The organism is Mesorhizobium sp. M2A.F.Ca.ET.043.02.1.1 (assembly GCF_003952405.1).
Lineage (GTDB): Bacteria > Pseudomonadota > Alphaproteobacteria > Rhizobiales > Rhizobiaceae > Mesorhizobium.
Window position 1 is genome coordinate 2,805,815 of the sequence record NZ_CP034445.1, and the last position, 14,644, is coordinate 2,820,458.

The following is a 14,644-nucleotide window of genomic DNA, read 5'->3' on the forward strand; positions in this document are numbered from 1 at the left end:
TCGATAAAATGACTGAGCCTGTACACATTCAGTCGTCTCATCCTCATACCACCCATCCAAAGACTGAGCTTGTTGCGCTACTGCGACAGAGCCTAACATATTGGAGAGCGCTCACTATTTCTATGCTAAACAGTCTCGCCTGAGTATATGTTTTGAGTCGCTAATTATGGAATTCTGCCAGTCTGCATTTCCCCTGATCTGATGTAGAGCAGCTTCTAAGTGGGAATTAGTCCCCCATCGACCGGATCGGGCGACACGAACATGCGCTGAAGGCTTGGCGGAACGGCTACTGGGACCATGATGCTACTCGAATGCAAGATCGTGTCAGAACGTCCCGGGAAGGCTGCAGGCAGGGGATGTCAGGTCAATCAGCCTATAGATATGATACCGCCCATTCGCTGAGACTTCACGATGGGCATAGGAGGTGGGAATTCGTGCCTTGAGATGGACGCGGCTGTCGGAGCAGGCGAGCACGGCAGCAGCGATGGCCTGAACCTTCGGGCCGCTGACAAAAACGTTCACCACCGCACGCGAGCCGAACCCGTCGAGATACGTCTCGAAAGCATCGAGGTGGGCCATCAGCCCGAAAGCCTGGATGTCGCGAACTTCGCCATCTTCGAGCCGGTGGGTTTCACGTACCTTGGCCACCTGTTGATCGAGCAAAGCATCGATATGCGCATTCTTCTCGCTTCTTGGGACGAGGAGCGAGATCCGTTCCGGACTGACGATATCGATCAATCCGTAGAATACGTCGGCATCTCCTCCGATCCCCACGAGCAGGACTTTCTCTTCGCCCATTCCTCCGCTGCCTTGAAGATGAGGGACGGTGACGTATCGGTCCAAGCCGCTGGAAAAATCCTCTTTGCCGATCGCGTTCCCGTAGATACCTTCGGCGTACCCGAATTCGAGAGACTGAATCGACATTTTCTTGAATGCCACCGCAATCAGCCATTGGATGTAGATTCGCGGCATCGTCGAGCACTCGACGAAAACCTTCCGCAGGCTTCCTTCGTATGAGCCACATGAAGCGGCCATCTGAGTGAGCAGGTGATCGAGGAGATTGATGTTCTTCTGATACTCGATGGAAGGCTCGAGGGTGATCGCAGTCACTTCGACGCCCCATCGGGTACCCATAGCGATGAGCTTTCGCCGGTTTTCTTCGACGGCTGGGACGTTCGCTTCCTTCAGAGCAAAGTCCAGAACCACGATTTTGCCGACCTTCAGGTCAAGATGGTTTTCGAACGCGGCGAAACGCGTTTCCCATCCAAGCGCGACGATCGCGATATCTGCCTCCATCGTTTCGCAGGTACCTGCATCTCTCGCCTTCTCAGTGACGGCCAGATGGCCGAAGACTCGATACTCGACAGTTGAAGCGGTCATTCGAGATCGCTCTCGAAAAGCGAGTGCTGGAATTCGGTCTTGAGTGCGGGCCGCGCGACGAGCTCCTTAAACACCGAGTCGGCCCAGTCTTCTGGGAGCCGATGCCTGGTAAAAAGCAGGTCGACCATCTGCGCCGCAGGGATTGTGTTGATTTCGTACGGGCCGCGATAGGAGAACCCGAAGTAAGGTGCAAATCGCCGATGCAATCTGATCAGCATCTCCTTCGATGCGGGGTCGGCGCGGTCCACCTCAAAGTTGCCGGCGGCGGAGACCTCCCGGATAAACCCATCCCTTTCCGCCCGACGCAGGACCTCGTCCAGTTTTCCGCTGGGTTGCTCCAGTCGGTTCACCAGCGAGCGCATTTCCTTTAGATCAACCCTGAAAATGCCTCTCTCTGTCGTTCCTAGAGCATTTTCTTCGGCAAACTCTGTCTGGAGGCGAGCGGTCAGGTAACCCAACGCCCGCACCATGCGCACGCTCTCTTCTTCGTACGGATGTGAAAGCGCCTGAAGTCCATCAAGCTTCCGTTGAGAGGCGGCGTTCACAGCCTGTCTCTGCTGTTCGAGATGAATCTGTAAATCCGAGTTGATGAATTCCACCAGTTTTCGTGGATCACTGGAACTCGGAACACTGCGGCGGAAGATCTCTCCCATTATATCAAGGAAATCGCGTATACAGACGTCGCTCAATGATGTGATGATCTGGTGCCCTACGTACGGGTAGTCATGCAGACGCAGCATCTGGCACGCTTTCAGAAAAGCCCATCCCTGTTTCCGGGCGATCGACCTCTTCAGATTTGAAGCATCCGCCTTGCTCATGGGCCGGCGCTTGATTTCCGGGTTCATGAGCGCGAGCGCCAGCCCTTCGGCATAAGGGCGCGCTTTTCGATCAAGAAGGAATTGCTGCTGATCCGCCGTCCTCAAATTCACGGAGAGGAATTCACGTGCTGCATCAGCGAGTGCCACAAGCTCTTCTCTGCCCTCGGAATGACCCGATATGATAACCCGCTCGATGATGTCATTGACGGAAAGCCGCCCCAGCCGGTTTTTGAGCGAAAACGCGCTGAGCGCATCGTTGCGCTTGAGATCACTCCGCAGATGGTCAGGAAGCGCATAGTAGAGCCGAAGCGACGACACGTTCTCGCACAGCGTGGCGAACTCCCTCGGATCGACTGAATCAAGATTCTCGACGTCCCGGTCAGCATTCGAGAGCGACTGGCCGGGTATGATCGTCCGGATCGTGTCGTAAAGGCCGCCGATGTAGGCGAGGACCCATTTCACATTGCCGCGCGTCTTCCTCACCAAGGTGTTCAGGAACTGCTGTTGGAGCGGTGTCAGTGCCTCACAGTCGTCAATCAGGATCTTGAAGAAGGGCGCCCTGTCACCGGCGAAAGATGGGCCATTTAAAAGTGGGGTGATCGCGGTCGCGACCTTGTTAATGATCGCGCCAGGGTCTGTCGCTCTGAAGCCGGTCGCTCCCTCATCGGCGGCAAAGAAGAACGCGTTGAAGCATTCGTCGACGTACCGGGTTATCCCACCCCGCAGCTCATCTATGCTGAAGAAGTCGAGACGGGCAGGTTGGGGTATGAAGTGCAGCACTTCGCGATGCAGTGCCAAGGCGACGTCCCTATCTTCAGAGGCCCGGTATTTCAAGTGGCTGTCGCGTCTGAGCTGGCTGATGCTCTCGAGCAGGCGTTCGACTATCTTCAGCTCCAGATAGTGAGAGAAGATTACGAATTGCCGCGGGATCACGGCGGCCGTGTCGAAGCGTATCCGCTCCGGAATGAGGTTCAGAACCGCGTTGTCGATTAGGGGCGAAAATGTCTCATTGAGCTGGAAGAAGACGCCATACCAGCCGAGCTTGCCGACTTGGTCCGCGAGACTTTTGTCTTCGAGGATATGAACTGTGGAAAGCGAGCGAAGAATACTGGTCTTGCCGCTGCCTCTCGTCCCTGCGACGAAGACCGGCTTGGCGGCGGCAGAAATCAAGGCCGACTTCTGACTGAACCACAGTATCGGGCGACTTTCGTACTCGATCCTGTTGGGGCCGAACGGATTCTCCATCTCTATTCGTCCCTTACCTTAATGCGCCAAGCCGAGTTTGCCTTCGTGAGGCCGTCTATCTCGACGAAGCGCGCCGCTTGGAGCATCAGAAGAGAGTCTTCCAAATCTAGCCCGAGCTCGGCGGAGGCGGCAATCTCAGTGATCTCGTCCCAGAAGAGTAACCCATTCCCGCGCCTGGTGGCATGGTCGCGCAGTCGGCGCATCAGGTCAAACGTGTCGTTGTTCAGAAAGGCCTTGCCGTTGGACATAGTCGAGATGAAGCAATGTTCGCCTTCCATGACCGTCCCGTCGGCGACATTGGTGCGGTAGGGTATAAGTCGGATGCCGACGAGCTCTCCCTGATCGGTCGTGAAGAAGACGAGCTCATTGAAACCTGACTGTATCTCTGGTGCTGAGATGCAGATCAATTTGCCGTCCGGAAACCTTGGATCGTTGACGATCTCGACCGGATCGGCATGTATGTGTCCATGCAGGTAGACGATAGGCTTGTTGCCCTGCAGCAGCTGAGTTCTGACAAATCCGCTGTTGAGCATCTCCGCGTATGGCGTAATGCGCGGAGTCTTTTGTGGCAGCAGATTGTGATGGCCGATCATGATGCCGTAACGCATGTCGGGCTGCTGGAGCAATTCCTGTAGGCCTGCAAGCATCTCACGCGAGATGTATGGCGTGTCCATCTGACCGTAATACTCGTCGTCGGACGCCTCCTTGTCTGGATCGCTGGGAGGTGTCGCGGGCGAATGTCCCGAGGTGTCCGGCGAGCCGAGATCTACAGGTTCTGTAGAAGGACCGAGTGCCTCGAGACGATCACGAAGGAACGCGGGAAGGTTCTGAAGCTCCCAACTGCCTATCGCTGTGTTGACGAGGATGAAGTTTGCGCCTGCGGATCCTGTCGGAAGTCTGAAGTGCACGGGTTGGTCCACGGGAACGGTCTGCCAACCCAAGCGGGCGGCTAAACTCGCCATTTCGCTGAATTTCTCAGTCGGTCCAAGTTCGCGCGCGTCATCACGGTTCACATCGTGATTTCCCGGTACGAATATCAACGGAAGCGCCTTTGAACTGCGCCCCTGTGCGCGGCAGAGCAACGTGAAATGCTGGAATGCCGAAGCAATGAAAGTCTTGTCGCCACGGCTCGTGAAATCCCCCATGAAGGCGATCGAATCCAAGGGCTTCGAAGTCGTCAGCCGCCGAAGCTTCGTCAAGACGGCACGCAGCGAAGACGCGCGTAGCTTCTGCGTTATTTTCGGAGCGAACTTGCTATCCTTGGCATCGATGTTGCTAGAGGAAGGATGCCAATCCGGATAGTGAATATCGCCTACTTGAAGGATTCGCACCCGTCGCATAACTCGCCCCCCCGCCGAGAGCCATAGACTAATCCGTTCGCTTTTGCCAAGCGCGAAACGATCATCCGACCGCATCGCCTGGAAAGCGCGTTTATCTTTTTGTTGGTAATGGAGAGGCACGACGCAATTGTGCCCCCGGTTGCTTGTCTGCCCACCAAATGGGCACTCAATCTGGGCGCATGGCTTATGATTTCTCGAGTTTGTCCCATAACGAGTTTGAGGATTTGGCCCGCGACCTCGTAGGTCGCGAGATCGACAAGCGTTTCGAGGCCTTTCCCGAGGGACCGGACGACGCGATGGATGGTCGACATGCCCTTGCCGGCGGCGACATTGTGCAGGCGAAGCACTACCAGCGGTCAGGCTTCTCGGCGCTGAAATCCAAGATGAAGAGCGAGCGCACAGCCATTGATGGCTTGGCGCCCTCGCGATACTTCCTCGTCACGTCGGCTTCGCCCGCGGCAGGCGGACACCGGCATGCGCAGCAGGATGAAGCCAGTGAGGGCCAGTAATACACGACAATAGTCATTAGGCTAGAGTACAGTCGCCTTGGGAGGCTGTTCGAATTCAATCCGGCGCTTTTCGGCATCCTTTTTTCGTTTGGTGGTGTCGATACGATATTGGTCAATTCCATCAAGATCGCTCTTCATATCGTTTGGTGTTGGAACTGGAATGGCCTTGGCGGACGCCATGTCATGTCCAGAACGCTCCGAAACTCGCTTCATGGCCCAATAGATTCGCTTGTGGTCTTCGTCCTCGACCACCACACCCTTCAGGCTCTGTGTCTTGACATCGCTGTTAAATCGCTCGACGACTTTACCGAGCAGGATTTCTTCAACGAGCCTCTCCCAGGTTTCCCGAAGATCGCTGTAGAAATCCTTCGCTGACCTTCGCCAAGCATCGGTGGTGAAATCAGTGGCGCCGTCGAAGCTCTTCAGGCGCGTCTTGAGAGTCTCGATGCGCTTCGTGACAGACTGTGCGATCCACGGCTCGTCAGTTTCGCTAATCAAGCCAAAACCGGCAGATTCGGACTTGTTGATGTAGTTTCGAACAAGGGGAATCGGCGGATTGGCCTGCGCAGCTGCGTCAACCACCTCGTTGAAGAACAGAAGATTATGGGTGAAAATAATAATCTGACGTCCTGTGGCCGCTTCTTTTACGAGCCTTGCCGCGACCCGCCTGATCCGAACATGGTCGAGAGATGACACGGGGTCGTCGATGATCATGCCTTGACGCGATGTGTCTCCTCCGACCTCGGCTAAGAAACAGGCCAGGGCAAGCGCGCGCTGCTCTCCTTCGCTTAAGACCTTGCTGTTTGAGATCGCTTTTGCCGCGTTGAGCCCGACCTCGAAATAGCTCTGCCCATCTTGACTACGATCATTAACTGCGAACGGGATGTGCGTTAACGCCAGAGTCTCAATCTCGGCGACGACGCGCTTTTCGAGATCCTGCATGACGAGGCTTCGTCGAAGCGACGTCATCTGCCGTGACACCGAGCCTGTTTCGACAGCATCGCAGCATGAGAGAAGCTTGCGCCGCTCTTCGAGATTCGCCAAGCGCGCGAGAACGATGGTGAGATCGTCGCCCAGTTTTTTCCGATCCTTGAGTGTATCGCGACGAGCTCGATCGGTAGCGCGGTTCCCGTCGTCGGCCGCTGCCTTGTCGTCCGTCAGCGCTTCGGCCTCTAGCGCCTCCGCCTCCGTTCGGAGTTTCGATGCAACTGGCGCCGCAAGTTGCGGGAACGCAGCGTACTCGGACAGCGCAGCCGCAACGACAATTGCATCACGCCTTTTACCTGCCTCGACATAATATGCCGAGATCAGGGCCACCATCGCCTTGCGTGCGGCGGACAGATCGCCAAACTCTCCGAGAGCCGCCTCAACCGCCTCCCCGGTCGCAATGGTGAGTCCTTTGATTTGGCGCAGGGCCTCTTCATGGGCAATAGATGCGACTTGCGCCGCCTTATTTGCGGCGCCCGTTACGAAGTCATTGAAGGATTGGATCCGCCCCGCGGCGTCCGCCGTCATCGGCTCCTGGCAGAGCATGCAACGATCGCCTTCCTGATCTGGCAAGTGCTGATGATCGATGCCAGTGACGCTCGCTAAATAGGCTCGTGCATGGTCGAACATATACCGCCAGGGAGAAAGCCCAACGCCGCTCAACGGCATAGTCGCGAACGCTCCTGAGGCGGCAAGTTGTGCAGCCTGCGCTGTAGAATCGGCTGTTGCATATAGATTGCGATAAATCTCGAGGGCCGCCGCTGAGAGAGCCGCGTCGATCTGTTCAGATGCAGTCAGCAGTTTTTCCAAGGCCGCCTTGGCACGCCGACGCTTTGTCGCCATCGTTGAAGGGTCGCTTGCCAGAGCCTGTTCGAGGCCAGCGAGATCAGCCATGTCCTGCTCTGAGAGGGCAGCGAGGTTTTTGATTTCGGCTGCGGAAGGCATCACGTCCTTTGACTTGATTTCGAGACGAGCCAGCAGCTTTACGACCGCGCCGGCAGCTGTGTACCCACTCGGCAATGGTGTCTTTAGGTTCTTTTCGATCGCTTTGATTTCTTCCCGGAAGTCGGCTTCGAGCTCGGTGCGGTGACGTCCATGGCTTTCGAGAAGCGCGATGGCTGCGGGCAGAAAACCGATACGGTTTTGCTTATCGACGTAGAGGCGAGCGTTCGCGGAGTCGAAAACGGAGATCCGTGCAATTGACGCGGGGGGCAGCGTTCCGTCCTTCCAGGTTATGGGGGTCGGTTCCGTAGCACCCTCTTCGAGAAACCGGACAAGCACTTCGGCTGGCGGTTTGGTGCCGATCTCGAACACGTTGCCAAGAAGATCATCCGCCGTCAGACTACGGCAAAGCTTCTTCGCGATCCGGCAATAGCCGCTCTTTCCGCTTCCATTGTCGCCGTAGATAATGGTGATGCCATCGGTGGCGAAACGCAGTTGCTGCTCTTCGGCGAGGCGGTTCAAATGCTTGACGGGGCCGAGTGAGCAAAGCACCGCGCGCGGCTCGTTCGAACTGTTGGCCCTCAAATGCTCCGCCGAGAGCGGAGAGCATTCGGGCAGATCAGCGGTAAATCCACCGACGTGGCGGACCCGAGCTGTTACACCGGCCTTATCCTCCTGCTCGAGGTTGAAGCCCGGCCGCGCGGCGTGTCTTCTTAAGGCATCCCTAATCCAGTCGGGCTGCTTATCCGCCCATTCCAAAAGTCCAACCTCGGCCATTCCTGCCCCCCGAATCTTACCATCATTATACTTATTGATTAGTCCAGATTCGATGAATTCGCTTGTCTGGACAAATTTTCCTCGCGATCGCACATAGAGTGCTGGAGATGTACCCAATAAATGACCTCCCCCCGCGCCGCTAGGTCAGCAAACAAATGCTTCAGCGATCAAACGTCTCCACAACGACATCAGCAATCAAAGGCATTGGACCGCGCGCACGAATTTAGGTAGCCGGCAACGCGTACGAGGAGATAGAGCTGGAAGTGCGTGCCTTTCGATAGTCTATGGGCGGAATTCGACCGCCTCACCGATAGGCCGATCGAGGTTCGCCGTCACTGTCGGGCTGGGTCCGAGTCCGCGATAGGCGCCACGACAGCGCTCGCGATAGGCGCGCAACGCTTGGTCCATGGCGCCCGGACCGCCACACATTTGCGGATGACGTCCTGCCCGTCTTGGGTTTCAGCAGCGTGCGCCGGCGCTCCGATTTCCGCGACTTTTGGATCCCCTCCAATCGTGACGACCGATTATCGCCTGTCTCCATTTCGACCGTTATCTGGGCGGTAACACTTTTAGAAATCTATGCTGCTGGACATAAGCGGCGACCATACCGAGAATTTACTTTCAAATTCTGGCGGCAAAGTTCTATCGTAAATGAAAATAGGGGATGGGGTATGGAAACGAGTTCGGAGACTGGCGATGCTGCCGGTATATCAGCCGCGCCCGTAATAGAAGTCGTGGCGGACATCGCCGCCAGCTTTACATATGCGTCCTTCCAAAATGCTATTCCGGTGATCCGGTCTATCGCGCTCAACAACCCGACCCAGCAGGGTTTCGAAAAATGCACTCTCGAGCTGACATCGAACCCCCCTTTTTTGCGCGCCAAAAGCTGGACAATTGATCGGATCGTTGCTGGCGACCGGCTTCCCTTAAGCGATCGAAAAATCGATCTCGACGCCGGCTATCTGGCCGGTCTCAACGAGGCTGAGCGCGGGGAGATAACGTTGCGCCTAACCTCAGGAGGCGCAGTGCTGGCCGAGCAGCGCGTTGCGGTGCGCCTGCTTGCCCGCGACGAATGGGGTGGCGTCGTCGATATGGCGCAATTGCTCGCCGCATTCGTCATGCCGAACGACCCGGCGATCGCAGGACTGCTGCGTTCCGCAGCGGAGCTGCTCGCAGCGCATGGTCATCCTTCCAGCCTCGATGGCTATCAAAGCGGCAATCCGCAACGCGCATTCATGCTGGCGGCCGCAATTTATTCGGCCATTGCTGGCCTATCGCTGCATTATGCAGAGCCACCTGCGAGCTTCGAAAGCCGCGGCCAAAAAATTCGACGTCCCTCAATTATTACGGCAGAAAAGCTGGCAACCTGTCTCGATACCAGTCTGTTATTCGCGTCCGCCCTGGAGGCGACGGGCTTGCATCCCGTCGTTTTGATGTTTCAGGGACACGCGGCCGTCGGCGTCTGGATGACACAAAGGACGCTCGCCAACGCCATTGAACCCGATGCCATGGAGGTCCGCAAGGCGCTGGCATCGCGCGAACTCATCGTGTTTGAGACGACAGGCGTGACGCATCGGCCGGCGATGACGTTGGAGGCTGCCCAACACGCAATCGAACAGCGGCTCGACGAAACGCAGGTAGCCACCTTTGTCGCAGCCATCGATATACGCCGCTCGCGCAGCGGCGGCATCACACCGCTTGCTTCGCACGAACCGACGCGCCGCAGCGTGGATGCAGAGGCGGCAACCGAAATCGCGTTGCCGTTGCCAGCCGCACCGGCCGTGGTAGCCCTGCCGGTCGAGATCGTCGAGGTAAAGCCGACGACAGCGGCCGGACGGATCGACCGCTGGCAGAAAAAGCTCCTCGATTTGACACTGCGGAACCGCCTGCTCAATTTTCCGGACTCCAAGAAGACAATTCCGTTTCTTTGTACTGACGTCGGCTACCTCGAGGACCGTCTGATGGCAGGCGCTTCGATCCGGCTGATTTCGCTCCCCGAACAGAATCCACTGGGCGAGCGGGATGCTGTCCTCTATCGCGAGGTGCACGGACGTGACCTCCAGCGTGGCTTTGCCGCGGAAGCGCTTCTGCGCGACGAGCTCCCGTCGACGCTCGATGGGCGTCAATTGGAATCCCGGCTGATCGATCTTTACCGGCAAGTGCGCAACGATTTTGCCGAGGGCGGCGCGAATACGCTCTTCCTGGCGGTCGGCTTCCTGCGCTGGAAGAAGAAGGCCGAGGACGAGCGCAGCTATCGCGCGCCATTGCTGCTCGTACCGGTCAAAATCGAGCGCCGCAGCGCAACATCGCATTTTACCTTGCGCTTCCATGAAGATGAACCGCGATTCAACGCAACCTTGTTGCAGTTTCTCGAACGCGACTTCGAGCTCAAACTGCCACAGTTTTCCGGTGAGCTGCCCGAGGACGAAAGCGGCGTTGATGTGCCGAGGCTGCTCGGTCTTATGCGCCAGGCAGTGCGCGACGTCCCCGGCATGGAGGTGGTGGACGAGACGGCGCTGTCGACCTTTTCCTTCGCCAAGTTTCTCATGTGGAAGGATCTGGTCGAGCGTACCGATGCGCTGCGCGAAAACCGTGTCGTGCGCCATCTGATCGACACGCCGGAGATAGCTTTCGAGGGCAATGGCGCATCATTCCGCGACGAGCGCGAACTCGACCGGCACTATGCCCCGTCCGACATGGTTTTGCTGCTGCCGGCCGACTCCTCACAGACCGCCGCAAGTCTTGCCGCCGCTGAGGGTCGCGATTTTGTCATCATCGGTCCTCCCGGCACTGGCAAGAGCCAGACCATTGCCAACATGATTGCCAACTGTCTTTCAGTTGGCAAAACCGTGCTGTTTGTGGCCGAGAAGACGGCGGCGCTCGATGTGGTGTATCGCCGCCTGCGCGAACATGGCCTGGGCGCGCATTGTCTCGAACTCCATTCCAGCAAGGCGGACCGACGCAACTTTCTCACCCAGCTCAGGATCAGCTGGGAAAGCGGCGTGCGCGTGGACGCAGCGGAGTGGATTGCGATCAACGAGCGGCTTCGCGTCCGTCGCGACGAACTGAATGCCTATGTCGAAGCGCTGCATCGGCACCATGTCAATGGTCTGACGCCTTATCTGGCGCTCGGCATCGCTCTCAAGAACAAGCGGCAGCACGCTCCGAGATTGTCCTGGCCATCGCGCGATTCCCATGACGAGGCAAACCGGCTGGCGCTGGAGCATATTGCCGCCGAAACAGGTCTCGCATTTCAGTCGGTGGAGATGCGGTCGGTCTTGCGTCTTATAGATGTCACCGAGTGGACGTCAGGCTGGCAGGACAATTTGCTCGAAGGGGCAAAGACCCTCAAGAATGCGTCCGAGGTTCTAGCGACCGCACTCGACGCCTTCCTGGTGAGCATCGGCCTGCGCGCCAAAGGCGACGCGTCAAAAGCGGAGCTCGAAGCGCTGCGAAAACTAGCAGCGGCACTCCAGGACAGTGCCGGCTATGACGTCAGCATTGTCTTTGATCGAGATTTCGCCCAGTTGCGGGGAGCCCTCGCCACTCTCAATGAGGCAATCGGAGACTATCGCAAGTCTCGCAAGGACCTGTCGGCCCGCTATGACGAGGCTGCCGTTGCGCGCATACGGGTGGAGGACATAGAGCAGCAATGGCAGCAGGCCGCTTCTGCATTCTGGCCAAACAGTCAGTTGGGCAAACGCAAAGTCCAGAAGCTGCTTCAAGGCTATGTCACAGAGGGGGTAGCCGATCCTCAGCACGACTTGCTGCTGTTGCGCCTGATGCAGGACCGCCGGGCCACTGTCGAAGCCAACATCCTATCTGGGAAGCCGATCGGATTTGCCGCACTTGATACCGACACCCACCGTATCGATCAGATACTCTCGATGGCCGAAAGGCTTCGACAGACGCTACGCCTGCCCGGCCTCGGCACGGAGGATTTCAAAGCGCTCCTGCAAGCAACCGCCCCGAGCCTGCGAAGCGGTGCAGCAGATAGCACGATGCGCTATGGGGCAGCCCGCTTCCTTGCGGCTTCTGCAGCATTCGAGGCTGCCAAGACCCAATTTGCGATCCCTGCTGGAAAGACGCCTTCTTGGGCAGAACATGATAACCCGCTGACCGAATTGACGACTGCGATGGGAGACTTGCTCGACGCCCGTCATCTTCTCCGGGACTGGACTTCGTGGTGCGGCATTCGTCGCAGGGCTGTCAGTCACAATCTGGGAGCGTTGGTCGACGATATCGAGGCGGGTCTAGTGCGACCAGCTGAAGCTCAATCCGCGTTCCGCCTGGCCTATGTACGCTGGTGGCTGCCGGCCACGCTGGATGCCGATCCGGTGCTGCGGAATTTCCGTCGCTTCCAGCACGAGCACGCCATCGAAGATTTCCGGGAAATCGACGATCTTGTCCGCGCTCAAGCAAGCCTTCGCGTCATCAGTGCCATCGCTCATGGTTTGCCGGCTGTGCAAGGCGTCCCGCGCAATTCCGAGTTGGGCCTGTTGCGCCATCAGATGGAATTGCAGCGGCCCAGCCGGTCAATCCGCGAGATGATTGGCGCGATGCCGACGAGCTTTGCCAAGCTCGCGCCGTGCATGCTGATGTCCCCTCTTTCAATCGCTCAATATCTACCGCCCGACCAAGCCCTGTTCGACGTGGTGATTTTCGACGAAGCATCGCAGATCACCACCTGGGACGCCGTCGGTGCCATCGCGCGAGCCCATCAAACCATAATCGTAGGCGATCCCAAGCAGTTGCCGCCCACCAATTTCTTTGGCCGCAACGAGGAGGACGAGGAAGTCGTCGAACACGAAAAGGATCTTGAGAGCATTCTCGACGAAGCCAAAGCGGCCGGCATCCCGGTACGTGACCTGCGCTGGCATTATCGTAGCCGCAATGAGTCGCTGATCGCCTTTTCCAACCATCACTACTATCAGAACCGGCTCATCACATTCCCTTCGCCAACGGTGGAAGATCGGGCAGTTCAGCTGCGAAAAATCACGACCGGCATCTATGACCGTGGCAAAAGCCGCACCAATCGAATCGAAGCCCAAGCGGTAACCGACGAGGCGGTCAGCAGGATGCGGCGTTGGCTGGCCCTACCGGAAAAGGACCGACCCACGCTCGGAGTCATCACTTTCAACGCGCAACAGCAGTCGCTCATCCTCGACCTTTTCGACAAGGCACGCCAGACAGAGCCGGAGCTTGAATGGTTCTTTGCCGACGAGCGTATTGAGCCCGCCATCGTCAAGAATCTGGAAAATGTCCAAGGGGACGAGCGTGACATAATCCTGTTTTCGATCACCTTTTCGCAAGATAATGCCGGCAAGCGCAGCATGGATTTCGGCGCGCTGAATCGGGACGGCGGCGAACGCCGGCTGAATGTCGCGGTGACGCGTGCGCGGCAGGAACTGATCGTATTTTCAGGTTTTGCCGCCGACCAGATCGACCCCAACCGAACCAAAGCGATCGGCGTACAGCATCTCAAAGCCTTTCTCGATTTTGCCGAACGCGGCGCTGTGGCATTGCCAGCGCAGGAACGCGGATCGGTCGGAGCCCTGGAATCCCCTTTCGAGGAGGCCGTCGCTGCCGAGCTTGAGAAGCGCGGATGGACCATCGTTCCTCAAGTCGGCATTTCGGGCTTTCGAGTGGATATAGGGATCCGGCATCCCGATCTCGCCGGCGCCTATCTGGCTGGGGTCGAATGCGACGGCGCGACCTATCACAGTTCTGCCACGGCGCGAGATCGAGACAAGGTCCGCGAGCAGGTCCTGCGCGGCCTCGGGTGGAACATTGTCCGGGTATGGTCAACCGATTGGTGGTTTGATCTCGAAGGTTGCACCGAGAGGCTTCATGCCAGCCTGGCCGCGCTGCTCGAGGAAAGCCGTCGCAAACAGGCTGAACAACAGGAAAGTGAAGCCGCGATCCATTGGGACATGGGACATAAGGTCGACCCCATGGACCCATTGCCAGCCGAAGACCTAGCATCGGCCGGCGAACCGGAACATCCGTCGATAAAATCAGAGCCAGAACTTGTCGCCGCTCCCCTCGCGACGGGAGAGCGCCCATCGGCATCTGCAGGAATTTTGCCTGCGGCCGCGCATTCGACGCATGATACCGTACCGACGGGCGGCCGTTATCGCCTGACTGATCTAACCGGATTTTCCACCAGCCCGGATCAGTTTTATGACTTCGTCTACCGAGGCACGCTGCGGTCCATGGTCGACGCGGTGATCGAGCAGGAAGGACCTCTGCGAGATGACGTCCTTGCGCAGCGCATCGCACGGGCGCATGGCTGGCTCAGAACGGGCAACAAGATTCGGGAGCGGATCGACCTGCATCTGCGCGAGTTCGATAGAACTGAAGAATCCAGCGGCAGCTTCCTATGGAAGAGAGGGACGGTGGTCGACCTGCTTGATTATCGCATGCCGTTCGATGCCGATGCCCGCCGGTCCATTGCCGACATTCCAATCGCCGAGCTGGCCGCTGTCGTCGTTGCGAACGAGGACATTCTGGAACAGTCCGACCCCGCTCTCGACCTTGCACGTCTGCTCGGTGTCGAGCGACTTGCGGCGATTTCACGCTCCCGGCTGGATGAAGCCATCGATCGCGCCCAGCGCAACCTGGCATCGACATAGTCTCGGAGACT

Annotated in this window: 6 protein-coding genes; 2 read left to right on the forward strand and 4 right to left on the reverse strand. The window is 57.8% G+C overall.

Annotation, left to right across the window (positions count from 1 at the left end; all coding sequences use genetic code 11):
* Window positions 1-324: 324 nt before the first annotated feature.
* The 3 genes from EJ068_RS13275 to EJ068_RS13285 are packed head-to-tail and all read right to left on the reverse strand — an operon-like array spanning window position 325 to window position 4,903.
* Window positions 325-1,380 (reverse strand): hypothetical protein, encoded by a 1,056-nt coding sequence (locus EJ068_RS13275; protein ID WP_126057630.1) that lies wholly within the window; start codon window positions 1,378-1,380, stop codon window positions 325-327.
* On the reverse strand, window positions 1,377-3,443 hold the full coding sequence (locus EJ068_RS13280) for a hypothetical protein (protein WP_126057629.1): 2,067 nt from the start codon (window positions 3,441-3,443) through the stop codon (window positions 1,377-1,379). Before EJ068_RS13280 ends, EJ068_RS13275 begins: the two co-directional genes overlap by 4 nt.
* Window positions 3,444-3,445: 2 nt before the next feature.
* Entirely contained in the window at window positions 3,446-4,903 is a 1,458-nt protein-coding gene (locus EJ068_RS13285) for a metallophosphoesterase (RefSeq protein WP_126057628.1), read from the reverse strand.
* 59 nt (window positions 4,904-4,962) lie between these two features.
* On the opposite strand from EJ068_RS13285, the gene EJ068_RS13290 reads away from it, so the two are divergent.
* The gene (locus EJ068_RS13290) at window positions 4,963-5,292 is read left to right on the forward strand and encodes a hypothetical protein (RefSeq protein ID WP_186815491.1); all 330 of its coding nucleotides are present in this window, start codon (window positions 4,963-4,965) and stop codon (window positions 5,290-5,292) included.
* Window positions 5,293-5,313: 21 nt separating this feature from the next.
* Here the strand turns inward: EJ068_RS13290 and EJ068_RS13295 are convergent, their stop codons facing one another.
* Window positions 5,314-7,998 (reverse strand): AAA family ATPase, encoded by a 2,685-nt coding sequence (locus EJ068_RS13295; RefSeq protein WP_126063811.1) that lies wholly within the window; start codon window positions 7,996-7,998, stop codon window positions 5,314-5,316.
* 671 nt (window positions 7,999-8,669) lie between these two features.
* Here EJ068_RS13295 and EJ068_RS13300 point away from each other — a divergent pair.
* Entirely contained in the window at window positions 8,670-14,633 is a 5,964-nt protein-coding gene (locus EJ068_RS13300; RefSeq protein WP_126057627.1) for a DUF3320 domain-containing protein, read from the forward strand.
* The last annotated feature ends 11 nt before the right edge of the window (window positions 14,634-14,644 follow it).

Bases quoted from the DNA above. Each gene is read 5' to 3' on its own strand.
- EJ068_RS13275 (WP_126057630.1), bottom strand. From the start codon at position 1,380: ATGACCGCTTCAACTGTCGAGTATCGAGTCTTCGGCCATCTGGCCGTC.
- EJ068_RS13280 (WP_126057629.1), bottom strand. From the start codon at position 3,443: ATGGAGAATCCGTTCGGCCCCAACAGGATCGAGTACGAAAGTCGCCCG.
- EJ068_RS13290 (WP_186815491.1), top strand. From the start codon at position 4,963: ATGGCTTATGATTTCTCGAGTTTGTCCCATAACGAGTTTGAGGATTTG.
- EJ068_RS13295 (WP_126063811.1), bottom strand. From the start codon at position 7,998: ATGGCCGAGGTTGGACTTTTGGAATGGGCGGATAAGCAGCCCGACTGG.
- EJ068_RS13300 (WP_126057627.1), top strand. From the start codon at position 8,670: ATGGAAACGAGTTCGGAGACTGGCGATGCTGCCGGTATATCAGCCGCG.